Below are 22,530 nucleotides of genomic sequence, written 5' to 3' on the forward strand. Positions count from 1 at the left end.
ATTCCTTACAAGCAGCAGTATTACTGAATCGCTTTAACAGTGAAAGCCTTGAGAGCAAATAATGACAATATCACAAAAAAATACAACAAAGAGTGGGTTGAAAGGGCTGATAACGCTATAGTTATCTTATTATTGTTCTCGCTTTTCACCATTAACAAGGACGCCTCATGCATCATTTGAAACCTTCCGTTTTGGCTCTCACTCTCTCTACAGTCTTTTTTTCAAGTGCCTCGTTTTCAGCTCAAGTGCCAGCAGGCGTGACTTTAGCACCGCAGCAAGAATTAGTTCGAGGCAATGATGCCGAAGCGCCGACATTAAATCCGTTAAAAGCGGAAGGCATTCCTGAAATGCATATTCTGCGTGATTTATTTGAAGGCTTGGTGATCCAAAATCAAGATGGCAGCGTGGTGCCCGGTGTGGCAGAAAGCTGGGAAACTAAAGACAATCAAACCTACACTTTTCATTTACGCAAAAACGCTAAATGGTCTAATGGTGAGCCAGTTACCGCACAGGACTTTGTGTATAGCTTACACATGGCAGTCGACCCGAAATTTGCTTCTCCGAATGCTTGGTATTTAAAACTGACCGGTATTAACAATGCTGAGGCGATTATTGATGGTCAAAAGCCGGTTGAGAGTCTTGGTGTCAAAGCGTTAGATGAATATACCTTACAGTTCCAATTAGATAAACCAGTACCGTACTTTGTGGCGATGACGGCGCATACTGTGATGATGCCGATCAATCAAAAAGCGGTTGAGAAGTTTGGCGATAACTGGACCAAACCTGCCAATATGGTATCAAATGGGGCTTATCAGCTTACCAATTGGGTGATCAATGAACGCTTGGAAATGGAGCGCAATCCGAATTATTGGGATAACAAAGAGACGGTAATTAACAAAGTTACGTACATTCCATTTGAAAGCCAAACCTCGGCAATGAATCGTTACATGACCGGAGAAGTTGACATTACGTCTGATGTTCCCGTTGCCATGGCCGATAAACTGAAAAAAGAACACCCTGATGCGTTTAAAGTCACCCCATTGTTGTGTACTTATTATTACGCACTGAATACTCAGCGTAAGCCATTTGATGATGTGCGTGTACGTAAAGCGATTTCTTACACTATCATGCGTGATGTGATTGCCAATGGTGTCACTAAAGGTAACGTGCCAGCCTATACTTTTGCCCACCAAGATGTGGCTAACTTCAAAGCAACACAGCCTGAATACGCGACCTGGACACAACAACAACGCGATCAAGAAGCGGCGAAATTATTAAAAGAAGCCGGTTACGATCACGAGCATCCGCTTAAAGCTTCTTTACTTTACAATACCAGCGAAAACCACAAAGCGATTGCGGTGGCAATTGCCTCCATGTTGAAAAAGAATTTAGGTATGGAAGTGACGTTAGATAACCAAGAATGGAAGTCTTACCTTGCAGCGCGTCAGGAGCGTAATTTTGACATTATGCGCGCCTCTTGGTGTGGTGATTATAATGAAGCCTCTACCTTCTTAACCTTATTAACATCGGATAATGCCAAAAACTTTCCTTCGTATTCCAACCCGAAATACGATGAGGTATTAACCAAGGCTCAAGCGGCGGTGGATGTAAAACAGCGTAATCAATTTTACGATCAAGCTGAGCAAATATTGGCGCAAGATATGCCAATCGCTCCGATTTATTACTTTATGCAATCACGTTTGGTGAACCCAAAATTAGGTGGCTACCCTATGCATAATGCAGAAGGGCGAATTTATTCGAAAGATTTGTATTTTAAGAAGTAGTTTTCGATTGAAGTGATAAAAGACACGTTGGCAATATGAGTGACTTGGTATTGCCAACGCGATCAATGCTTAGGCTTCTACGAGCGTGTTCTCACTAACAGTAAGGCTGAGATCTTGCTGATTAAAACGAAATACATTGTCTTGAGTGGTGAACTGCAGACAATCCCCTTCTTGTTGTTGCGTAATCGGGGCCATGACACAACTGGCAGCAATCAAATGTTTTGCTTGGCTAGCCAGATCCCATTCTAGATGGTAAATATCGTCAGTGGCATCCGAGATCACTGCATTTTGAGATGTTGCTTCTTGTTGATAGCCATGAACAATCGTCGGCACAAGGTCTTTTTGAGTATGTAACGTCAATTGATAATCGCTTTGTTTTCCTTGTAATAGCGTGTGTTGTACGGCTATTTTCGGTTGGCATTCCGAATGTAAGCGCCATTGAACGCTTTGTGCTTGGTAACATTCGATATGATCTAACATAATCACGCCATAATTTTCGATCATAATTACCGTTCGAATGAAACGTTTTAACGACGCATAAGCTTGAGTGAGATCGATTTGCGCTGCATACCAATGCTCTCCCGCTTGTTGCGAGATTAAGGTCGCAACTGCATCTTCGGTATCGAGCTTTTGTCCTTGTTGATCAATCAAAGGTAAATTGTGAGCACGGGTGGTACGAGTCCATTGCGCGTGATGTAGGCTCCCAAAACGATAACCATAACTGCCACTAGGAATCAGTACATTATCGTTTTTATAGATGAGGGCTAAGTTCCCTTGATCGGCGTGACGGTGTGAACTATTACCAAACTGACTTGCGCGGAAATAGAGATTCAAATCATGTTTAGACGCCTTACCTAGGCCGGCAAAATCATAATATTGATGATAAATTGGCTGAGGTGTCAGCGCTTCTTTGTGGGCGCATTGGCTTAAAAAGAAGTGTTGTTTGCGCGTTGGGATGATATCGAGCAGATGCAAATAATAGGTTTCAATATCCATCTCTAACTGATTGGCGGTTTCACGCGCACGTAGATCGCCAAAACGATCGGCATAAATTCTTAGTGGGTTCTGCGCAAAAAAACCTGGCCATTCTTTGCCGGTTCTTTGGCACCAAAAACCGTCACCAAATGGATGGACAGTATGGTTTGGTACGACAAAATCCATCGCAAACTTGTAATAGTTTTTGTAAAAAGGATGCTCATAAAATGAGAAATCACTGATGCGCTCTACGGCTAAAAAGAACGGATGTTGCCATTTGGTGTATGACGAGGAATAGAAGGGGCCTTCTGCCCAACTGCCATCTTCACCGCCATAGAAAGGTAAAACACATTGATAGATAGTGAGTGCATAATTAAGCCAACGTTCACAAATGGTTTGATCGTATTCTTTAAATAAAGCGAGTGCGGCAATGCCCAAATACGCCGGCAATCTTGAAGTATGAGAATGGCCGGGGAATTGCTTAAATTGATCTTGTTCTAAGCGAGTTTCCATTTGATGCGCAATACGGATCAACATTGGACGAATAAAATCTTGTTCATCTGAAGTCAGTAATGGCGTTAACCAATGATAAGCCAGATACAGGTTGCGTGATAACGAGAGTCCAACTTCATCGCCCCAAGCGCAAGGGCGTAATAATGATGCGGGGCCTTCTGGACTCCATTCTGCGAGGCGGCAGAGTATTTCGACCGCTTTTTGACCGGCTTCTTGATCATTCCAAATTTTATATAACAGCGTAAGCGATATTAAATCGCGGTCGATCCACTCGCGCACATGGGTGATCGCGGTACGCTTACCTTCTTCTTGACCACGGCGATAATGAGCAGGGTAAGTGATCGCCTCAATATCGACTAATTCAGATGTGGCTTTGAGTTTGTTGTGTGCTGACCAAGAAGAAATTCTTAAAGTGCTAATATCTTCATCAAAATACATTAACCATTGGCTTCGGTCTTGGCATAATTCAAATAGCTGTTTGGCTCTAGGCGGTAAATACGGCACCGATTGTTCATTAATATCAAAATGCATCCATTCACTAGCGTCACCTTCGATATCAATCAATCGCCATTGATAATGACCTGATAGCAAGGTGAAAGGTAATTGGAAAGGGGAGTTGGCGTTGTGCCAAGTCCATGTTTTGTCTTGGGTCGCCGAGTATAATTCAACCGTATATACCGCATGATAATCCGCTTGAGGCCAATTAAATCTTGGAGGATTAGTTGGGCTGACTGCTTGGTTTTTAGGAGTGGTAAATACTTGAAAATCATGAGTTCGATTTAACGTTAACATCTTATTTTTCCTTATTAAACCAATGATATTTACCTGTGTCGCGGCAGATTTCGCCTATTTGTTTGGCTGGAGAGCCGGCCATAATGGCGTAAGGTGGAACGCAACTAGTCACCACTGAGTTGGCACACACTAAGGCACATCGGCCTACCGTGACTCCCGGAGTAATGACAACCCCTGTGGTTAACCATACCCCATCTTCAATTACCACTTTGCCTTGCACTTCATCGGTGCGAGCGCTGAAGTAATCGGTATTGGGATCGTACAAATGATTCGATGCCACAATGGATACATGTGGTCCAATTAAAACATGCTCTCCAATAGTGACATCCCCATTGACATAACTATAGAGGCCAACATATGAATTGGCACCTAATTGATTGTCGCCAATACGGACAATCGCCCCTGGGGCAATACGGACATTATGCTGAGTAAAACCTAAAATTTGTGCGCGAGTGTTGTCGTCTTTTTGGTTATTACTTTGCGTGGTATAGAGTGTGAATTTTCTAAATTCTTCACTAGAAAGTTCACCACCAAATTCTTTTTGAACGGACATAATTTCTCCCACAAGAGATAGGAGAACCTCCTATCTCTGATTCATTGAACAGTTAAGCGATTTGTGGTTTCTTTGCGCTTATTGGTTGTACTTTTTTACGCGTTTTTAGTAATAACACGCCGATGCCACCAATAATGGCTGCCAGTAATATAAACAGCATTCTTCCCCACATAGGGTTTGGAATGAAGACTAAAAGTGCTAAGAAAATTCCTGCATATATCAGCATCTTACCAAGAATTTCATGTTGTTTATTGTCGGCTTTGATACTGTCTGCAGTGTCAACAACAATGACTTCAGTATCAATATTGGTAAAGAATTCTTCAATCTCTTTAGCACGCTGTGGTGAAGGCTCTTTGTAAAAGAATTGTGAGAGAACAAAGAAAGGCATCGTGATCAACATATGGCCAACTACCCCTAAGGTAACGGATTTCATTTCAGCGAACTCACGCACACTCAATGGTTGATTTAAACCTAAGACTTGTTGAACCATTTCTGGTGTGATCACAAATGCAATGAACGCCGATACTGCCATACCGACAACAATAGTGCCCCAACCCGCCCAATCAGGTGTTTTTCTAACAAAGAAACACATAATTGATGGGATAAGTAGCGGGAAGCCGACTAAAGTACCCACTAGCATCATCAGGTCGAACAAACCGAATTCTTTCAGAGAAGATAAGAACAAGGCTGCAATAATGATAATGATGCCAAACGCCGCGGTGAGCAATTTACTCATTTTCATGAGGTTTTGTTCACTTTTGTCTTTACAGAAATAAGGTTCATAAACGCTTTTTAGGATAATCCCAGCGTTACGGTTCAATGCTGAGTCCATCGAAGACATGGTGGCGGCAAACATGGCGGCAAGCATTAGGCCGACCATACCGACCGGCATTTCTCTTTGTACGAACATGTAATAAGTTGCATCTGCGACATTTTTACCTAGCGCTTCTAAGCCCCAAGTGTTGGTGTCAGGATAGTGTCCGGCCACAAACCAAGCAGGAAGGAACCACATTAGAGGCCCAATGATCATTAAAGAGCAAGCCAGTAAGGCTGCTTTACGTGCATTCTTGGTGTCTTTAGACGCAATATAACGGTAAGAATCAACCATGTTATTGGTACTAAAAAACTGTTTTACAAAAATACAGATAAACCAACCTACAAATAGATAAGTATGGCTGTAACCGTCGCCGATCAACTGTTGTGTTGGTAGACCGACATCAAGAAGATTTGTGACGCCACCGGATTTCCAAATCGCAACAATGGCCGCAATAAAAGTCATTACAGTGATGATCAGCATTTGCATAAAATCTGAAGCAATTACCGCCCAGCTTCCGCCGACTAACGACATGAAGAGAACCACCAGACCAGCTCCGACGATGGTTTGCTCTAACGGTACTCCGATAACAGCACTGGTAAATACCGCCAATCCATTTAGCCAAATCGCAGCTTGTAACACGCTTAATGGAACGTTTGCCCAAGTGAATACTTGTTCGTTTGTTTTCCCTAAGCGCATTCTTGCCCCTTGCAGTGGGCTGATCACGCGCATTTGTCGAGCTTTGGCAGCAAAAAAGAGGTAGTTAACAAAATAGCCAAGGGCATTAGCGAAAAAGACGATGGCGACAGACATGCCACTGGTGAGCGCTTTCCCCATTAAGCCAGTAAAGGTCATTGCACTGAGCGCCATCATGAAGGCACTGGAACCGACCATCCACCATAAAACATGGCCACCACCCCGGAAGTAATCACTGGTATTGTTGGCAGCACTTCTAAAGACCCACCCTAATCCGATGAGAAATGCAAAATACACAAGCACTATAAAAATATCGATATCCATAATTCTTATTCCTGTCGCTGTAGAGTATGAAAGTAAGCGAGTTATCTTGTACTTATTATTTGGTTAGATAATACGCTGGCAGCAAGTGTGAGACTTGTCGCTCATTTCACTATAGGAGGGCTTACGAGTTGATGGAAATGATATTATTGTATAACAATAATGCATTAATCGAATGAGCAGATAATGGACATCAAAACATTACGAACTTTTTTAACTGTGGCTCGACTGAAGAACTTTTCGTTAGCAGCTAAAGAAATTAATAGTGTTCAGCCCACGGTTTCAAGACACATCTCAGATTTGGAAAATGAAATTGGGGTGAAGTTATTTCATCGCACGACACATCTTGTTGAATTAACTGCTGCAGGGCAAGTATTGTTACCCGAAGCTATCAAGATTGTGGATAATGACCAACGAGTAAAACAACGGGTGGTGGAAGCTGATCGCGCGGTTGATCAGTCGATTCGGATTGGCTATTTAGCAACTGCTTGTTCATTCTTCTTGCCAAAATTGATTGGTGAGCATCTTATTGATAACCCAACCATCTCTACCCAGCTTTATGAAATGTCGGTTGAGGAGCAGCGGGATGCTTTAATTGAGAATAACATCGACCTTGCTTTTACACGCTCTTTATCTGACATCGATGGGGCTCTGTTTATGGCGAAAGAGTTGTATCAAGATGAAGCGGTGGTTTTGCTGCCAAATCATCATCCCTTAGCCGATAAAACAGAGCTGTCTATTGCCGAGTTACAAGATGAGAAGTTTATTTTATTTAAACGCTCAAGTTGGACTGAAATGTATGATCACATTCACAGGTTATGCCAAGATAACTGCTTCTCTCCAAACGTCGTTTTTCATCCTGATAATATGCGACATTTGGTTACTTCCGTTTCTTCCGGTTTAGGCATTTCAATTGCCCCTCGATGCATTAAATTTATTTCTACAACTGATTGTGTTTGCATCCCACTCAAAGAATCTCAGCTGTCTTGGCCTATTTATATTTATTATCGTCGCCAACAAAGCAACCAACACATTGAAAATTTGGTGCAATGTTGTTTAAAACATTCGGCTTATATTCAAGCACAAATTACGGACTAAGCCTTGATCAACCTTGAGATATATCAGGATGATACAAAGGCTGAACCACATTGCCTGCAGGATCAAGGCAATGAAAACTTCGAGCACCATCGCTGTGATCATGAGGAGTATCTAATAAAGGTACGCCTTTAGATTGTAAAAAATCATACCATGCTTGTAAGTGCTGCTTGCTATCTACAATAAAGCCCAAATGATCAAGGTTATGTTTACCTGAGCTTTGTGCTTGCTGGGCGCGAGATAAAGATAAGTTATCGTTACCACAAGTTAAATACACCAAATTATCGTTAGCGCGACGCGCAATCTTCATTCCTAATATCTCATGGTAAAACTGAACACATTCTTCAAATGGGGTCACGCTTAATGCTAAGTGTCTTAAGCCATCCAATGGTTTAGGTCGATTCATATTTCCTCCTAACGTGATTTTGTATTTATTATTGTATACAATGAATTGTGTTTTGCGAGTAATAGGAGGAAATATGTTCTGTATTATGGTTAAAAATGAAGTGAAATTGGGGTGTCGTGAGCAGTATTTATCCATAATGAAAGAAAATGCACGCGCTTCGGTCCAACATGAACCGGGCTGTTATGTGTTTGATGTTTTAACTTCTCAACAGGATGATCATCATTTTTATTTGTATGAGATTTATGCCGATGAAGAAGCATTAGAGCAGCATAAGCAAACCCCACATTATTTAGCTAGTCGGACGGGACTCGCCGATATTGTCGAAGCCGTTTCGGTTATTCGTTGTGATGTGGTTGAACGAAATTAAGCATTGAGATAAGGAGGATCGTATGTGCGTTAAGGTGTATTTATCGGGTGAAATTCATACCGATTGGCGAGAGAGAATTATTCAAGGCTGTGAGCAAAAAGGGTTACAGATTCAATTTACCTCTGCGGTAACGGACCATGAAAGTAGTGATGCGGCAGGCGATGGCTTAGGTTTTGAAGAGGCTGGATTTTGGCGCGATCACAAATCAGCCAAAGTGAATGCGATTCGTATCCAAAATGCAATTAAACAGTGTGATCTGGCTATTATTCGCTTTGGCGATCAATACAAACAATGGAATGCTGCGTTTGATGCTGGGTATTGTGCGGCCTTAGATAAACCTTATATTACCCTACATAGTGAAGATATTATTCACCCTTTAAAAGAGGTGGACGCCAGTGCTCAAGCTTGGGCGACCAGCACAGATCAAGTGATCGATATTTTGTGTTATTTGGTGAAGTAGCAATAGCTTGGGAGTAGTGGAGTTTAGGAGCGGCAGAGTTTGGTAGAAGTAATAGCTTGATATTAGCATCATTTATTTTTTGCCAAAGACTCTAATGAGAACCAAAGATAAAAAGTGGCAGAATGTCTGCCACTGAGTCTTTGATATCACTCATTAATGAGGCTTTTTAGGGCCTTTTCTTACGAGATCTTTACCATTATCAAACACTTCTTGCGTGACCCAACGTCCAAGTAACAATTGATGCTGATCATCCAAGACTGCGATGAACGGGCGACCATTACTATTGTTGGTGGCCAGCGCGACTCCTGCTACCCCTTTTAAACCTAAGCCGCCATTTTCTACTAGAAGTAAAAAGGCTTCGAGTTCTTCTAAAGTTTCAACTACGTCGTTGTCATTAATCATGTATAGATTCCATTAAAGCGTGTGTGTCATCTGAGCGATGCATTATATCGGTCGTACTCATTATACCTATGATACCCATTATGCGATCATCTCATTAGAGTGATTGGTATAGCAAGGAAGGATGGGCCGCTCAGGTTGAATAGTATAACCGCAAAGCATAAGGATAAAAAATGCCAACCGAATGTTATCCGGTTGGCATTAAGGGGGGATTTCTCACGATGTACGTGAAAGGAAAGGCTTAGGGGTTAGAAACCGACGTTCATGCCTACCCAATAGCGACGACCATCCTCAACATAGCCATACTCATCATAAGTAACGTCTTTATCAAGTAAGTTATAAATCGCGGCATTCACCGAAACATTGCTGGTTAATTGATAGCTCACACCCATATCCCAGAAGGTGTAAGACGGTGCTTCGATGCTGCTAGAAGATGGGCCAGTAATAGGTTCCATTTCTTCACCATGATAAGTCACTTGTGTCCAAGCTTCTAAATCTGCCAATACCTGCCAAGAAAGATCGGAGCTAAATAAGTGTTTAGGTAACTGAACTAAAGGTTGGCCCTTATAATCGCCGGACTTTTGCTCTGAATGAGTAAAGGTGTAGCTATTGTTCCAATACAGTGTATCCAGCAGTGGTGTTGATAAGGTTAATTCCACCCCACGAGTAACCGCTTTATCTATGTTAATTTTTTGAGTGGATTCATTCCCCCAATCATTAACTGGACCACAGGTTGAACAGCTTACACGAGAGATCTTATCTTTAAAGTCGTTATTAAAGAGTGTGATACTTGATGATAAGCCATGATCGCTTTGATAGTTTAAGCTGACCTCGGTATTAACAGAAGTTTCTGGGGTCAGATCTTCGTTACCGTAGATATTACCGCCACGGCTAACTTGTGCCCAATCTGGAGATATTTCACGTAAGCTTGGCGCACGGTAACCTGTTGATACCCCACCTTTTAATACCCAGCTTGGTGTCATACTCCACACACCATAAACACGTGGGCTAATGTGAGTACCGTAGTTGTCATCATTATCTAAACGAGCGCCTACCGTTAAACTGAATGAATCAACGATCGCCCATTCATCTTCTAGGAAAATGGCATAGCGATTGTTATCGAGTTTAGTGAGATCAGAAGCTTTATTAGAGGTGTAATCTTTTAATTTTTCATATTGATATTCAAAACCCGTTGTCAAAGTGTGTGACGCAATAGGAGTGACAAGGTGAGTGTTGAAAATCGTATTCACACTTTCCATTTCGCGAGTACGGTTAGTTGAATCTTCGTACTGTAAGTAAGTGTTTGAGCGTCCAACACGACCCCAATCACCAGTGTGACTTACGTTGTAATAGTGGCGCTCATATTCATCTAATTCTGTTTCAGAACCTGGCTCTAAAGTATAACCCGCGTTGCCTTCACGATTTTGTTCAGAAATACCCGCACCAAACTCAAATTGATGATTATCAGTAGCGGCATATCTTAATTTAGTATTGATTGAATTCAATGATTTATCTTCATAACCATCTATAATTTTATCTTCATCACGGACAGTCGTTTGACCATCTACTTGTAGAGATAGTTTATCCGTTAAAGGACCCGTTAGATAAAAGTTAGCACTGCGCTCGTCACCAGAATCACGGTTTTCTTGAATGGTGGTGCTAAGTTGTACGTTACCATGCCATTGTTGAGCATCTTTACGCGTAATGACGTTAATAACACCGCCGATAGCATCAGAACCATACAGTGTAGACATTGGACCACGGATAACTTCGATACGTTCAATGGCTTCGATTGGTGGTAACCAACCTTGTTCGATACCAGCGCCATCGCTGTTTGGACGAGTTTGGCGTGATGACTGACGTTTGCCATCGACCAAAATAAGAGTATAGGCCGAACCCATGCCACGAATACTAATATCAGTGGTATCACCACCACCGGTAATTGTCACACCAGGAACGGTTCTCAAGGCATCCGTGACATCACGGTAATATTTATTTTCCAGCTCATCGCGCGTAATAACACTGATACTTGCTGGAGCTTTAATTTCTGATTGTTCGAAACCAGAAGCGGTTACTACCATGGTTTCTGTTGAATCTGGTGAAGGAGCAGCATAAGCACTCGTAGCCAATAAAATAGAACCCGCCAAAGTAGAGAGCGGCAAACGATAACTAGACATTATTATTCCTTTAAATGATAATGATTATTAAATTCATTGGCGATTATTGCGATATTCGCTGCTATTGAATAGATCAATGAGTGGAACTGACTGTTCCAAAAATGGGATTGAAATGAAAACAGAGTTGCAAGGCATTCGAGCGTTCGCTGCATTAAGTCGTTACCACAGTGTGACTGCGGCAGCAAAGGCGTTAAATCAACCAAAATCAACCATCAGTCGACGTTTGGCACAGTTAGAGTCTGAATTAGGGCAAGCCTTGTTTATTAAGCAGGGAACGCGATTATTTTTGACTCGTGCAGGGGAAGTGTTTGCTGAATATTGTGAGCGTTTATTAATGGTAGCGGAAGAGTCGCAAAATGCTCTGCAATCATTAAAGCAAAGTGTCAGTGGTGAAATTACCATTTTGGCACCACAAGGATTAGTTCGAGGTTGGTTAAGAAAAGAATTGCATCGCTTTTTAGATGAGCATTCACAAGTCAATATTCGATTTTTTAGTGAATACCGTGATGAATATTTACATCAAGAACCGGATATTGTGATTTCAATCGGTGAGCGCTCACTACCGGGGACATGGCGTAAAAAAACGTTCGGCTATTGGCAGTATGGGTTGTATGTGTCGCCGCAATACACGAAAGAGCACGGGCGATTAACCCATCCTAATCAACTGAATTATCATCAATGGTTGCCTTTTGATCAGGAACTGGAAAATACGATTTGTTTATCCAATGGACAAGAGCATTGTGTCGTGATCCCGCCAATCAGCCGCTTGAGTAGTGATAACCTAATGATGCAATTAGATTCGATTGCCTCCGGTTATGGGGTGGGTTTATTGCCAATATGGACAGCAAACAATTATTTGGCGGCGCACCCTGGCAATATTGAACCTTGTTTACCTGAATGGTACAGCGCAGCTAAACCGATAGTGTGTTATTTTGCGGCAGGCGTGTTGCCATTAAGAGTACAAACCTTGATTAAAACACTTAATGAGAACACGCCAAAAGAATGGTTAGAGCCAAGAAGCTTAGGCTATTATGAGAAATACAAACACATACGTTTGCCATCTACTTCGATGACGTTGAAGGGCGTTTCATAGATATCAGATAATACCTGAGCATCAATGACTTTATCCGTTGGACCTTTCGCAATAATTTGCCCTTTCTTTAACGCAATAATGGTATCGGCATAGCACGATGCAAAATTGATGTCATGGATGACAATCACAACCGCTTTATTGAGCTCATGCGCTAAACGGCGAATGGTATTCATAATTTGCAGTGAGTGTTTGATATCCAAATTATTTAATGGCTCATCGAGAAAAACATAATCCGTATCTTGCGCCATTACCATCGCGATAAAAGCCAGTTGTCGTTGCCCACCACTTAATTCATCCAAATATTGGTATTGAATTTTTCCTAAATCTAAATACTCAATAGCGGTATCAATCACTTGATTATCTTCGGCTTTTAAATTGCCTTGGCAATACGGGAAGCGTCCAAAGGAAATTAATTCTCGGACAGTGAAGCGAAGCGACACCGTATTGGCTTGGCGTAAGACCGACAAACGTTTGGCAAGCGCTTTAGTATCCCACTCAACCAGTTCTTTGCCATCAATCCATACTTCACCTTGGTCCCGTTTTAATAGGCGTCCTGCCATCGATAGTAAGGTACTTTTACCGGCTCCATTTGGACCAATAATGGCCGTAACTTTGCCTTTTTCAAATTCGGCGCTGGCGTTTTGCACAACAGGGTGTTCACCAAAATATTTAGAAAGTTGTTTGAGTTCAATCATAGCTATTACACCACTTTGTTGCGTAGTAATAAGAATAAGAAGTACAAGCCACCAACAAAGTTGATGATCACACTGAGGGTGGTTTCAAATCCAAAGGCTTTTTCGATAATCCACTGGCCTACGAGTAACGTGGCGACTGACATCAAGCCACATGCCGTAAGTAAGTACTTATGTTGATACGTTCTGAGCCACTCTCGAGTGAGGTTGGTGATCAGTAAACCAAAAAACATAATCGGTCCGATTAAAGCGGTTGAGATGGCAATCAAAATAGCGGACAGCAAAAGAATGGTGCGAGTTGTTCTTTTGATATCGACCCCAAGGCTAATGGCGTTGTCTTGATCGAGTAAATACACATCCAAGGTTTGGTGTAATTTAAATAGCCATACCGACACCAGCACTAACGCCGGCAAAGTCCAATAAACCAGCTCAACATGAATATTATTAAAACTGGCAAACATATTAGACTGGACGCTCGCAAATTCATCGGGGTCCATCAACATGGTTAAGAACGATGAACCACTTTGGAACAGCTGACCGAAAATCACCCCGAGCAGTAATAGTGAAATGATATTACTGGCGGAATAGCGAAAATACAGCAAGAACAGAACCAATGAAAACGCCATCATGAGGACGACAGAGATCGCGAAGTTAAAGACCGCATTGGTCATCATGACGCTTAACCCACCAAAGGTAGCGACTACCAAGACCTGAATTAACATGTACAACGAATCAAACCCCATGATGCTGGGGGTTAAAATGCGGTTATTTGTAATCGTTTGAAAGCAAAAAGAAGACAGGCCGATCGCAAAACCGGCAATTACCATCGATAACACTTTCGGAATACGGCGCGATAAAAAGTATTCATAGTTATTGGCATTGAGACCATAACCAATAAATAACGCAGCCATGACGAGACTGATGGCCAATAAAGCCCAAATTTTGTATTTATCAGCCGGTATATTACTGCTCATTTTTCATACCTTTTAATACCAATAAAATGAAGACGCTACCGCCTAATAAACTGATGACCATAGAAATTGGAATTTCATAAGGGAAAATAATGACTCGGCCAACCACATCACACGCTAAAACAAAAATGGCACCTAAAACAGCAGTACGAGGGATGTTTTTGCGTAAATTATCACCATAAAAACGGTTTACTAAGTTCGGTACAATCAAGCCTAAAAAGGGGAGTTGGCCGACAATCATTACCACCGTTGCAGACATAATGGATACCAGCGCTACACCAATCGTCATCACTTGTTGATAATTTAGTCCTAAGTTAATTGCAAAATCTTTCCCCATGCCGACCGCTGAGATTCGTGTGGCATACAGATAACTAAAAATGGCAACGGGTAGAGCGATATAAAGCAGTTCGAAATTACCGGCTAAAATGGTGGCAAAGTTGGCGACGGCCCAGCTCGATAAGTTTTGCAAAGCATCGTATTTATAGGCAATAAAAGTGGCGACAGAAGAAATAATGTTGCCAAAAATAATACCGATTAAAGGAACAAAAACCGCATTCTTAAATTGGATACGTTGAATCAACTGAACAAAGAAGAGAGTACCGGCCATGGCTGTTGCGAAGATTAACCACAGTTGATCACCATTACCAAAAATTACTAAGCTCAACACAAATCCGAGCATAGCGCATTCAATCGTGCCGGATGTGGAAGGCGCTGCAAATCGGTTTTGGCTGATTTGTTGCATGATAAGTCCAGCAATACTCAACCCGCCACCGGCTAATAAAATAGCCAATAAGCGGGGAACACGACTGGAAAGGAATAATTGCCATGCACTGGCATCACCAACGAAAAGGTGGGCAACCGTTACGTTACCCACCCCAACAAACAGTGATGCAATACTCAGGCAGACTAAAATAGACAACAATTTAGTCACAATAACCTCAGTTTTTTAATTAGTTATTTTTAGTTAGAGATTCTATATCGCTGACCATAGTTTCTGTTGCAGTGATACCCGCGCTGGCGACATACCAAGCTGGAATATCAAGATAGATCATACGGTTATTTTTGTAAGCATCGGTCGAGCGGACTAATTCATTATCAAAATCTTGGCGAGTAGTGCTTTTGCCTTTATTGACCAATTTATCACGATCTAAAATTAACAAGGTTGACGGGTTTTCTTGGCTAACTAACTCATAAGACACTAATTGACCATGACCGCCAGTTCGATCTGATTTTTTATCTTTAATTTCTAGGCTTGGTTTGAATCCAAAGTCTTGATATAGGATAGAAAATCTTGAACCTTCACCAAAAGAAGCAATGTTACCACCTGAACTCATCAGCATTAATGCGTCCATATTATGCTGTTGGTTATAAGTTTTAATTGCTGCAAAGCGTTGATTCAAGGCTTCAATTTTTTGTTTGACGATATCTTGTTTATCAAAAATTTCGCCTAAATCTTGCCAAAGTGCTTGAGTGCTTTTCCAGTAATCACTGCCATTTTCGACGGCAAAAACAAAGGTAGGGGCAATTTTAGACAGTTCTTTAAATTGTTTAGAACTGCGAGGGCCAACGATAATAAGATCCGGATTTTGAGTATAAATAGATTCAAAATCTGGCTCAAAAATAGTGCCTGCTGAAGCGTAATCTTGGCTGTTATATTTGGTTAAATAATTTGGGAAGGTACCACCTTTAGAAACCGCAACTGGATTAACACCTAAAGCATCAACGGCATCCAATGTTCCCATACCGATCACCACGACACGCTGAGGAGAGGTTTCAACGGTGGTTGTGCCCATGATGTGATTCAGGGTAACAGTTTTTGCTTGTGCTGGTTGGATGGCCAGTACAGAGGCCGCGATAACGCTTGAAACGAGCAACGCCATTTTTTTAACAGACTTCATTTTTTATCCTTGGAATCGATAATTGTTATCATTGCGATTACTATATCGAGCCAAATTAAGAAATCAATAGCTTAGCTGTAAAGATAGTTAAATTTGCTGTGATCTAGCGCGTTAATTTAAATCTTGAACGACTTTATCCAATAAATGCATCAATTGTTGCGCCTCATCATCTGTCAAGTGAGGGATTTGGCAGCGGATCTGTGCGGGGATATCGGCCGCTAAATCTTGTAATTGTTGACCGTGGGAGCGCAGTTTTACCAACCTTTTGCGCTTATCATGCTCATCTTTGACGATGGCTAATAGTGCTTTATCCGTCATTTTTTTGAGGATCTGGGTCATGGCGCTGCCATCAATGGCGGTTTTGTCAACTAATTCAGCAATCGTAATTTCGTCCTTTTCCCATAACGCCATCATTACAACATATTGTGGGTAGGTTAAGTTAAGCGTGGCAAGAGACTCTCGATAGCGGCGTGTAATGCTGTTTGCCGCCATGTACAGACGATGACAAATTTGGTTATCGAGGTGCAATTGTGAATGTTTCATAAGGTATTCCATTAGTTGTATACGACCATTTTATTTTGTGTGCAAACTATTTGCAATTATCAAAAAGCCGATCTAATATTTTGCATGCAAACTAAATAACCTCAACTGCGGTATTGAGTGACTTCTAGTTATCCGCAACTGAGGTTAAATACACTATTCTTGTTAGGAGTGAACAATGAAAACATTACAAAGTGTCGCATATACAGCAAAAGCAACCGCGACAGGTGGACGTGAAGGTTCGGCTAAATCTGATGATGGCCGTTTAGAGGTAGCATTATCTACACCTAAAGGTTTAGGTGGCGATGATGGCCAAGGGACGAACCCTGAGCAATTGTTCGCAGCAGGTTATGCAGCTTGCTTCATTGGCGCTTTGAAGTTAGTGGCAGGTCAAGCCAAAGTTGCCTTACCTAAAGAGACTCACATTAATTCTGAAGTATCTATCGGCCCTATCGAAGGCGGTTTTGGTATTGCAGTGAAGCTGGAAGTCAATGTGGGTGATCTTGATAAAGCAACAGCGCAAGAATTGGTGAATAAAGCGCATGAAGTGTGCCCATATTCAAATGCTACTCGTGGCAATATTGCGATTGAGTTAACGGTGGCGTAACTGCCGCTTGAAAGAGAGATTTCTTATGACAACCCCCAGTTGTGAAAGCAAGTGGGGGTTGAGTTTATAGAGCAATCAAGCGTGCGATGAGGTTATTTTGTAAGCTCGTGGTATTCCAGAGTTTGGAAATGCGCTTCACTTTGACCGTGAGTAAATTGGTTATACACACCAGCTTTAAAGAAGCTTAGAAGGTGACGCCAATAATCGATATTTTTTTCTAACTTACGTTCACCATCGACATAGACAGTTAAGAGCTTATTTCCGACGGTCACATCAAACTTTGTCATTTTATCGCTTGGTGCTTTACCTAAATCGACCATGCTATAAGCTACATCCGAACGACATAGATCTTTATCTTTATTTTTTTCACCAGCACTGCCTTTACAGATCGCGGCATTATTTTTCGTCACAGCCCAGAAATGTCCTTTTACGCCATGATTATTTTCTTTCCACACCACACGTAATAATGGGTGCGGTACATTATGCGTGCCTTCATTATCTAAACCTTTATTGTGTACTTGTAGAAAGGTGATTTCATTTTGTTTAGAGGTAGAGTGCTTCATTGCCGCTTCAGGGTGGATGATTTCAACTTCAGCAGTTAACGTGTAGAACTCGTTTGGTAAGTCAGTGCGAAAGTTTTTTTGCACTCGTAATTCATTGCGCAAATGGTCATTTTTCATCTTAAAAACCAGAGCTTTGGAATGTTTATCAACGTAAAAATTGTCATTCACAATCCCGGTATAGTCATTATCGAGCGCAAAAAATTCTTTATTACTTTTTTTTCCTTCGGGGTCAGATATTTGCAATTCTGAGTGCGATAAAATATTGGCAAACTCGGGGTAGCTGGCCGGCTCACCCAGTGCTCCATTGGGATTGGCAAATTGCACATTTGCTAAAGCGAAAGAGGACATGGTGAGCAAGACGGGTAAAGAGAAGAGCGCTTTGTTCATAATGAATCCTTTTGTAGTATTATATTTTAAATATAGATACCAATACCACTGAATATGGATAGATCAAAATGATGAGCGCTAAAACTTTGTGTGAAGTCTTATTTTCGTGAATGTCTGTGTAAAACACTAATAATTGAGCAGGGACTCATTATTAATGTTAGGAGGTGAGGATGTTGTTTCTAACTAAGCCACGCTTGACGTTTTTGCATAATTTACCAAAGCGGCGAATTTCATCAAATTGAGGAGTGATGCCGCGCCTTAACGCACTTTCCCAATAGGATAATTCCGAGTCGACCAATTCCATCAACTTTTTGGGGCAGCCAATGCAATTGCCTTCGGTCCCACAAACAAAGGTGTCTTCTTCATACAAAGGGAACGTTTTTTTGGCTTCATCAATGATCAGTTGCATGGCTTCGGTTCTGCTTGGCTTGTGTGTCATATACCCCTCCATTTATTAAGTTTATTGTCTGCTTTTTATAGAGAAAATCCATAGTCCTTTGTAGGTAACTTGCAAGAATACCCATCGTACTCATTATCTGATCATCCTTACTGATTAAAGACTTGCTTGTAGCATCACGACTTAGTGAAATTTTAACCTGGTGTCCAAGCCTTTTTCCTACGCAATTTCTCACCGTCTAATGAGTGTGATTACTATTATTGATTTTTTCTCTCGTCATATCTGTTTTTTCATATATAATGAATTTCATATATGTATAAGATTAATACTTACTTGTACTTCATGTTATGCCTTTCAATGTGTTTTCTATAAGGATGGTTTTTTATGAAAATTAATAACTTAACGCCTGTTGGAGCCAAAGTCTTAGAAATTTACGATCCTGCCTTGTGTTGCAGTAGTGGAGTATGTGGCGTGGATGCCGACCAAGTTTTGATTCAATTTTCTGCTGATATCGACTGGTTGAAGCAGCAAGGCATTGAGGTGAAACGCTTTAATTTAGCTCAAGAGCCGATGGCATTTGCCAATCAAGCGGTAATCAAAGATTTTTTACAACAGCAAGGTGCCGATAAACTGCCAGCCATTTTATTGGGCGGTCAGATAAAAATGTCCAACCAATATCCAAGCCGTCAAGAATTGGCAACTTGGTTTGGCCTGACTGTGATCAATCAAGGTGCAGAGCCACAAGCGCAATCCAATTGCTGTCAATCATCAGGTTGCTGTTAATTCAAACAGAAGGAATGTCGTATGCAATTTTTACATAATTTGCCTCCTTACCTGTTTTTTACTGGTAAAGGTGGAGTAGGTAAAACTTCGATCTCTTGTGCAACGGCCTTATCTTTGGTTGAGCAAGGGAAAAAAGTGCTACTCGTCAGTACCGATCCTGCTTCAAATGTGGCTCAAGTGTTCAATCAAACGATTGGTAATCGCATTACTAATATTGAGAATATCGCTAATTTGTCGGCAATCGAAATTGATCCTCAACAAGCGGCAGCGCATTATCGTCAGCGTATTGTTGAGCCTTTAGAAGGCATTTTGCCACCGGATGCGTTGCGCAGTATTGAAGAGCAACTTTCAGGTGCCTGTACCACAGAAATTGCCGCTTTTGATGAGTTTACCGAGTTATTGACCGATCAAAGCCTGCTGACTCAATTTGATCATATTGTGTTTGATACTGCGCCGACAGGACATACGATTCGTTTATTGCAATTGCCGGGAGCGTGGAGCAACTTTATAGAAGATAACCCAGAAGGCGCTTCTTGCCTTGGGCCGATGTCAGGGCTAGAAAAGCAACGCAGCCAATACGCCCATGCGGTTGAGGTGCTATCTAATCAAGACAAAACGCGCTTAATTTTGGTCGCAAGAGCACAAAAGAGCGCATTGGCGGAAGTGGCGCACACCTATCAAGAATTGTATTCACTTGGGATCACTCAGCAATCTTTGGTGGTCAATGGTGTGATGCCAGAGTCGGCAGCAGAGCAAGATCAATTGGCATCGGTGATCTATCAACGCGAGCAAGCAGTGTTACAAGCGTTACCAGAAGCACTGCAAGGTTTATCAATGGATATTATTCATTTGAGAGCCAATAACATGGTTGGTATTGCGGCATTATCTGCGTTATTAAAACCAAATGTGGCGGTAGAAGCGGTGGAGTTTGAAGCTTCTGAGCTTGTTCAAAATAGCGCTTCGTTAGCCGATTTAGTAGATGAGATTGCCAAAAACGATCATGGCTTGATCATGTTAATGGGCAAAGGCGGGGTTGGAAAAACCACTATGGCGGCAGCGATTGCTGTGGGTTTAGCGAAAAAAGGCTTTGATGTTCATTTAACTACCTCAGATCCTGCTGCGCACTTACAATCGACGCTAAATGGCAGCTTAGCTAATTTGGAAGTCAGCCGCATCGACCCGGTGGAAGCGACAGAGCGTTATCGCCAGCATGTTTTAGAATCTAAAGGTAAAGATCTTTCTGATTCAGAAAAAGCGTTACTTGAAGAAGACTTGCGTTCACCCTGTACCGAAGAAATTGCTACGTTCCAAGCGTTTTCACGTGCTATCCGTGATTCGGCTAAACGTTTTGTGGTGATGGATACCGCGCCGACGGGCCATACCTTATTGTTGCTGGATGCGACTGGTTCGTATCATAAAGAAATAGAGAAAAAAATGGGGTCGAATAAAGGCTTTACCACGCCATTGATGCAGCTACAAGACCCAGAGAGAACCAAAGTATTGATCACGTCCTTGGCGGAGACGACTCCGGTGTTGGAAGCGGAACATTTACAACATGACCTTGAACGAGCAGGCATTCGTCCATGGGGTTGGATCGTCAATAACGTCTTATCGGTGGCGCAAACTCAATCGCCTTTATTACAAAAACGTGCCATGCAAGAAATGCAGCAAATAGAAAAAGTGCATGCCTTGGCTCAACGTACCGCATTAGTGCCTATGTTGATTAACGAGCCTGTGGGAATTGAGGCCTTAAGTGAGTTATCAACGCATTAATGTTTAACCGTATCCTTCCTGATATTGGCTCCGTTAAGCCGTTGAATGTTGTTTGATAAGCTACAACCTTCAAGCTAAACAAAATGAGCCAAATATCAGGAAGATGCTGCCACTTTCCTTATTGGACATGCACCTTCGGCTTTTTTATCTTTTTCGCAGCGGTTTCTCTTAGAGACGATTCCTATATAACTATCCGTTATACCGACCTCATTTTAAGTCATTATCTTTATACGTCTTTTCCTTGTATCTTAATTATAGATGTCTATACGGCTAATTTATAAGAAGGATATTATGAAAAAGACGCATTCAATGATGAAACGGTTATTGGTTTTACCACTCTTGTTAGGGTTGGCGGCTTGTGGTGATAAAGCCTCCAATACCATTAAAATTGGCGCTACCGCAGGGCCGCATGCTCAAGTGGTAGAAGCAGTCGCACAAGAAGCGGAAAAACAAGGAATACACGTCGAAGTGGTGACGTTTTCTGATTACATCACACCTAATGCCGCCTTGGCCGATGGAACGATTGATCTTAATAGTTACCAACATCAGCCTTTTTTAGACAATTATAACGCCAATAATGAGAAGCAATTAGTGTCCATTGGGCGTTCTATTTTAATGCGCATGGGGATTTATTCGGATCAATACCGCTCCGTTGACGCGTTACCTGTGGGGGCAACGATTACCATTCCAAACGATCCTACCAATGGCGGTCGCGCTTTATTATTATTGGAAGAGGCGGGCGTTATTACCCTTAAGCCAGGTTTGGGCGATAAAGCGACCGTGTATGATGTGGTTGAAAACCCGAAAAATTTACAATTCATTGAAATGGATGCGGCGCAATTACCACGAACATTAAGTGATGCGGCAGCCTCAGTTATTACCATGAACTATGTGATGTCATCGGGCCTTGATCCGCAAAAACAAGGTATTTATTTAGAGCCTAAAGATGCCAAATTAGCGGTCATGGTTATTGCGGCACGAGCGCAAGATAAAGACAATCCAACCTATAAAAAGATCGTTGATATTTATCATTCACCCGCTGTGACAGACTTTATTCATCACACTTTTAACGGCACGATTGAACCTGCGTTATAACTGCCGTTATAGCATCGAAGTGATGGTAGATAAATGATTAGTAGATAGGTGATTAGTAGGGAGTCGATTGATAAGATTAAGTTGACTCAATAGTTAGGTTTGAATAAAATCTCGCCTAATTAAATTAAGAGTTCATCTGTAATGTTTTACATCCTATTTAAAAATTTTGTCAGGAGACTTTGCTCCGCGCACTAACACGATGAAGTGTTGCTCGGAGCTTATTCTTTCTGAATCTTCATCAGGTACGACGCTATTTCTTTATTGATAAGAACGGGGTGATTGTATCTGAGCATTACAGAAAAAGGCCGGCGATGTTCTTCATCGTCGGCCTTTTGTTTGCTAAAAGCAATGTTCAAAATTTTTTGAAACGAGGGGTCGG

22 protein-coding genes are annotated in these 22,530 nt (G+C 41.7%); 9 read left to right on the plus strand and 13 right to left on the minus strand.

Going from position 1 to position 22,530, the window contains the following annotated elements; translation table 11 throughout:
- Nucleotides 1-167 precede the first annotated feature (167 nt).
- Nucleotides 168-1,784 (plus strand): peptide ABC transporter substrate-binding protein, encoded by a 1,617-nt coding sequence (locus VCA1004_RS11405; RefSeq protein WP_086981273.1) that lies wholly within the window; start codon nt 168-170, stop codon nt 1,782-1,784.
- A 69-nt stretch (nt 1,785-1,853) separates the two neighbouring features.
- Here the strand turns inward: VCA1004_RS11405 and VCA1004_RS11410 are convergent, their stop codons facing one another.
- The 3 genes from VCA1004_RS11410 to VCA1004_RS11420 are packed head-to-tail and all read right to left on the minus strand — an operon-like array spanning nt 1,854 to nt 6,451.
- Complete coding sequence (locus VCA1004_RS11410; protein ID WP_086981274.1) at nt 1,854-4,064, minus strand: heparinase II/III domain-containing protein; 2,211 nt, start codon at nt 4,062-4,064, stop codon at nt 1,854-1,856.
- Between the two features lies 1 nt (nt 4,065).
- Nucleotides 4,066-4,617, minus strand: a complete 552-nt coding sequence (locus tag VCA1004_RS11415; RefSeq protein ID WP_086981275.1) for an acyltransferase — start codon at nt 4,615-4,617, stop codon at nt 4,066-4,068.
- 52 nt (nt 4,618-4,669) lie between these two features.
- Nucleotides 4,670-6,451: a sodium:solute symporter family transporter gene (locus VCA1004_RS11420; protein WP_086981276.1), complete on the minus strand. Its 1,782-nt coding sequence runs from the start codon at nt 6,449-6,451 to the stop codon at nt 4,670-4,672.
- A gap of 183 nt (nt 6,452-6,634) precedes the next feature.
- Between VCA1004_RS11420 and VCA1004_RS11425 the strand changes: the two genes are divergently transcribed.
- Complete coding sequence (locus VCA1004_RS11425) at nt 6,635-7,546, plus strand: LysR family transcriptional regulator (protein WP_086981277.1); 912 nt, start codon at nt 6,635-6,637, stop codon at nt 7,544-7,546.
- A 7-nt stretch (nt 7,547-7,553) separates the two neighbouring features.
- Here the strand turns inward: VCA1004_RS11425 and VCA1004_RS11430 are convergent, their stop codons facing one another.
- Nucleotides 7,554-7,949 (minus strand): VOC family protein, encoded by a 396-nt coding sequence (locus VCA1004_RS11430; RefSeq protein WP_086981278.1) that lies wholly within the window; start codon nt 7,947-7,949, stop codon nt 7,554-7,556.
- A gap of 73 nt (nt 7,950-8,022) precedes the next feature.
- On the opposite strand from VCA1004_RS11430, the gene VCA1004_RS11435 reads away from it, so the two are divergent.
- Complete coding sequence (locus VCA1004_RS11435) at nt 8,023-8,316, plus strand: putative quinol monooxygenase (protein WP_086981279.1); 294 nt, start codon at nt 8,023-8,025, stop codon at nt 8,314-8,316.
- Nucleotides 8,317-8,338: 22 nt separating this feature from the next.
- The gene (locus VCA1004_RS11440) at nt 8,339-8,776 is read left to right on the plus strand and encodes a YtoQ family protein (RefSeq protein WP_086981280.1); all 438 of its coding nucleotides are present in this window, start codon (nt 8,339-8,341) and stop codon (nt 8,774-8,776) included.
- Between the two features lie 153 nt (nt 8,777-8,929).
- Here the strand turns inward: VCA1004_RS11440 and VCA1004_RS11445 are convergent, their stop codons facing one another.
- Nucleotides 8,930-9,178, minus strand: coding sequence for a hypothetical protein (locus tag VCA1004_RS11445; RefSeq protein ID WP_086981281.1), 249 nt, complete (start codon nt 9,176-9,178; stop codon nt 8,930-8,932).
- Nucleotides 9,179-9,423: 245 nt separating this feature from the next.
- The gene (locus VCA1004_RS11450; protein WP_086981282.1) at nt 9,424-11,352 is read right to left on the minus strand and encodes a ligand-gated channel protein; all 1,929 of its coding nucleotides are present in this window, start codon (nt 11,350-11,352) and stop codon (nt 9,424-9,426) included.
- Between the two features lie 112 nt (nt 11,353-11,464).
- On the opposite strand from VCA1004_RS11450, the gene VCA1004_RS11455 reads away from it, so the two are divergent.
- The gene (locus VCA1004_RS11455) at nt 11,465-12,445 is read left to right on the plus strand and encodes a LysR family transcriptional regulator (protein WP_164520874.1); all 981 of its coding nucleotides are present in this window, start codon (nt 11,465-11,467) and stop codon (nt 12,443-12,445) included.
- Here VCA1004_RS11455 and vctC read toward each other — a convergent pair.
- The 5 genes from vctC to VCA1004_RS11480 all read right to left on the minus strand — a co-directional run bounded on the left by vctC (nt 12,382) and on the right by VCA1004_RS11480 (nt 16,549).
- Entirely contained in the window at nt 12,382-13,140 is a 759-nt protein-coding gene (vctC, locus tag VCA1004_RS11460) for an iron chelate ABC transporter ATP-binding protein VctC (RefSeq protein WP_086981284.1), read from the minus strand. The two genes, VCA1004_RS11455 and vctC, sit on opposite strands and share 64 nt — an antisense overlap.
- A 5-nt stretch (nt 13,141-13,145) precedes the next feature.
- On the minus strand, nt 13,146-14,111 hold the full coding sequence (locus VCA1004_RS11465; protein WP_086981285.1) for an iron chelate uptake ABC transporter family permease subunit: 966 nt from the start codon (nt 14,109-14,111) through the stop codon (nt 13,146-13,148).
- Nucleotides 14,101-15,039 carry an iron chelate uptake ABC transporter permease subunit VctD gene (vctD, locus tag VCA1004_RS11470; protein WP_086981286.1) on the minus strand — a complete coding sequence of 313 codons (939 nt, stop codon included), beginning with the start codon at nt 15,037-15,039 and terminating at the stop codon, nt 14,101-14,103. Before vctD ends, VCA1004_RS11465 begins: the two co-directional genes overlap by 11 nt.
- A 19-nt stretch (nt 15,040-15,058) precedes the next feature.
- Nucleotides 15,059-15,988, minus strand: a complete 930-nt coding sequence (locus VCA1004_RS11475; RefSeq protein WP_164520891.1) for a siderophore ABC transporter substrate-binding protein — start codon at nt 15,986-15,988, stop codon at nt 15,059-15,061.
- 129 nt (nt 15,989-16,117) lie between these two features.
- Entirely contained in the window at nt 16,118-16,549 is a 432-nt protein-coding gene (locus tag VCA1004_RS11480) for a MarR family winged helix-turn-helix transcriptional regulator (RefSeq protein ID WP_086981288.1), read from the minus strand.
- 175 nt (nt 16,550-16,724) lie between these two features.
- Between VCA1004_RS11480 and VCA1004_RS11485 the strand changes: the two genes are divergently transcribed.
- Nucleotides 16,725-17,153 carry an organic hydroperoxide resistance protein gene (locus VCA1004_RS11485; RefSeq protein ID WP_086981289.1) on the plus strand — a complete coding sequence of 143 codons (429 nt, stop codon included), beginning with the start codon at nt 16,725-16,727 and terminating at the stop codon, nt 17,151-17,153.
- Between the two features lie 92 nt (nt 17,154-17,245).
- Here VCA1004_RS11485 and VCA1004_RS11490 read toward each other — a convergent pair whose 3' ends face one another.
- Together VCA1004_RS11490 and VCA1004_RS11495 are read right to left on the minus strand one after the other, a co-directional pair.
- Entirely contained in the window at nt 17,246-18,103 is an 858-nt protein-coding gene (locus VCA1004_RS11490) for a polysaccharide lyase family 7 protein (RefSeq protein ID WP_086981290.1), read from the minus strand.
- A 157-nt stretch (nt 18,104-18,260) separates the two neighbouring features.
- Entirely contained in the window at nt 18,261-18,542 is a 282-nt protein-coding gene (locus VCA1004_RS11495; RefSeq protein WP_086981291.1) for a hypothetical protein, read from the minus strand.
- Nucleotides 18,543-18,884: 342 nt separating this feature from the next.
- Here VCA1004_RS11495 and arsD point away from each other — a divergent pair, with 342 nt between their 5' ends.
- The 3 genes from arsD (at nt 18,885) to VCA1004_RS11510 (ending at nt 22,151) form a co-directional block, all read left to right on the plus strand.
- The gene (gene arsD, locus VCA1004_RS11500; RefSeq protein ID WP_086981292.1) at nt 18,885-19,283 is read left to right on the plus strand and encodes an arsenite efflux transporter metallochaperone ArsD; all 399 of its coding nucleotides are present in this window, start codon (nt 18,885-18,887) and stop codon (nt 19,281-19,283) included.
- Between the two features lie 21 nt (nt 19,284-19,304).
- Nucleotides 19,305-21,056: an arsenical pump-driving ATPase gene (arsA, locus tag VCA1004_RS11505; RefSeq protein WP_086981293.1), complete on the plus strand. Its 1,752-nt coding sequence runs from the start codon at nt 19,305-19,307 to the stop codon at nt 21,054-21,056.
- A gap of 291 nt (nt 21,057-21,347) precedes the next feature.
- The gene (locus tag VCA1004_RS11510; RefSeq protein ID WP_086981294.1) at nt 21,348-22,151 is read left to right on the plus strand and encodes a MetQ/NlpA family ABC transporter substrate-binding protein; all 804 of its coding nucleotides are present in this window, start codon (nt 21,348-21,350) and stop codon (nt 22,149-22,151) included.
- Nucleotides 22,152-22,530: the final 379 nt, after the last annotated feature.

The sequence above is a fragment of the Vibrio aphrogenes genome, from assembly GCF_002157735.2.
GTDB classification, from domain to species: domain Bacteria; phylum Pseudomonadota; class Gammaproteobacteria; order Enterobacterales; family Vibrionaceae; genus Vibrio; species Vibrio aphrogenes.

Bases quoted from the DNA above. Each gene is read 5' to 3' on its own strand.
- VCA1004_RS11465 (WP_086981285.1), bottom strand. From the start codon at position 14,111: ATGAGCAGTAATATACCGGCTGATAAATACAAAATTTGGGCTTTATTG.
- VCA1004_RS11405 (WP_086981273.1), top strand. From the start codon at position 168: ATGCATCATTTGAAACCTTCCGTTTTGGCTCTCACTCTCTCTACAGTC.
- vctC (WP_086981284.1), bottom strand. From the start codon at position 13,140: ATGATTGAACTCAAACAACTTTCTAAATATTTTGGTGAACACCCTGTT.
- arsD (WP_086981292.1), top strand. From the start codon at position 18,885: ATGAAAATTAATAACTTAACGCCTGTTGGAGCCAAAGTCTTAGAAATT.
- VCA1004_RS11420 (WP_086981276.1), bottom strand. From the start codon at position 6,451: ATGGATATCGATATTTTTATAGTGCTTGTGTATTTTGCATTTCTCATC.
- VCA1004_RS11510 (WP_086981294.1), top strand. From the start codon at position 21,348: ATGAAAAAGACGCATTCAATGATGAAACGGTTATTGGTTTTACCACTC.
- VCA1004_RS11425 (WP_086981277.1), top strand. From the start codon at position 6,635: ATGGACATCAAAACATTACGAACTTTTTTAACTGTGGCTCGACTGAAG.
- VCA1004_RS11480 (WP_086981288.1), bottom strand. From the start codon at position 16,549: ATGAAACATTCACAATTGCACCTCGATAACCAAATTTGTCATCGTCTG.
- VCA1004_RS11410 (WP_086981274.1), bottom strand. From the start codon at position 4,064: ATGTTAACGTTAAATCGAACTCATGATTTTCAAGTATTTACCACTCCT.
- VCA1004_RS11415 (WP_086981275.1), bottom strand. From the start codon at position 4,617: ATGTCCGTTCAAAAAGAATTTGGTGGTGAACTTTCTAGTGAAGAATTT.
- VCA1004_RS11440 (WP_086981280.1), top strand. From the start codon at position 8,339: ATGTGCGTTAAGGTGTATTTATCGGGTGAAATTCATACCGATTGGCGA.
- VCA1004_RS11445 (WP_086981281.1), bottom strand. From the start codon at position 9,178: ATGATTAATGACAACGACGTAGTTGAAACTTTAGAAGAACTCGAAGCC.
- VCA1004_RS11495 (WP_086981291.1), bottom strand. From the start codon at position 18,542: ATGACACACAAGCCAAGCAGAACCGAAGCCATGCAACTGATCATTGAT.
- VCA1004_RS11475 (WP_164520891.1), bottom strand. From the start codon at position 15,988: ATGGCGTTGCTCGTTTCAAGCGTTATCGCGGCCTCTGTACTGGCCATC.
- VCA1004_RS11455 (WP_164520874.1), top strand. From the start codon at position 11,465: ATGAAAACAGAGTTGCAAGGCATTCGAGCGTTCGCTGCATTAAGTCGT.
- VCA1004_RS11450 (WP_086981282.1), bottom strand. From the start codon at position 11,352: ATGTCTAGTTATCGTTTGCCGCTCTCTACTTTGGCGGGTTCTATTTTA.
- VCA1004_RS11435 (WP_086981279.1), top strand. From the start codon at position 8,023: ATGTTCTGTATTATGGTTAAAAATGAAGTGAAATTGGGGTGTCGTGAG.
- VCA1004_RS11485 (WP_086981289.1), top strand. From the start codon at position 16,725: ATGAAAACATTACAAAGTGTCGCATATACAGCAAAAGCAACCGCGACA.
- VCA1004_RS11490 (WP_086981290.1), bottom strand. From the start codon at position 18,103: ATGAACAAAGCGCTCTTCTCTTTACCCGTCTTGCTCACCATGTCCTCT.
- arsA (WP_086981293.1), top strand. From the start codon at position 19,305: ATGCAATTTTTACATAATTTGCCTCCTTACCTGTTTTTTACTGGTAAA.
- VCA1004_RS11430 (WP_086981278.1), bottom strand. From the start codon at position 7,949: ATGAATCGACCTAAACCATTGGATGGCTTAAGACACTTAGCATTAAGC.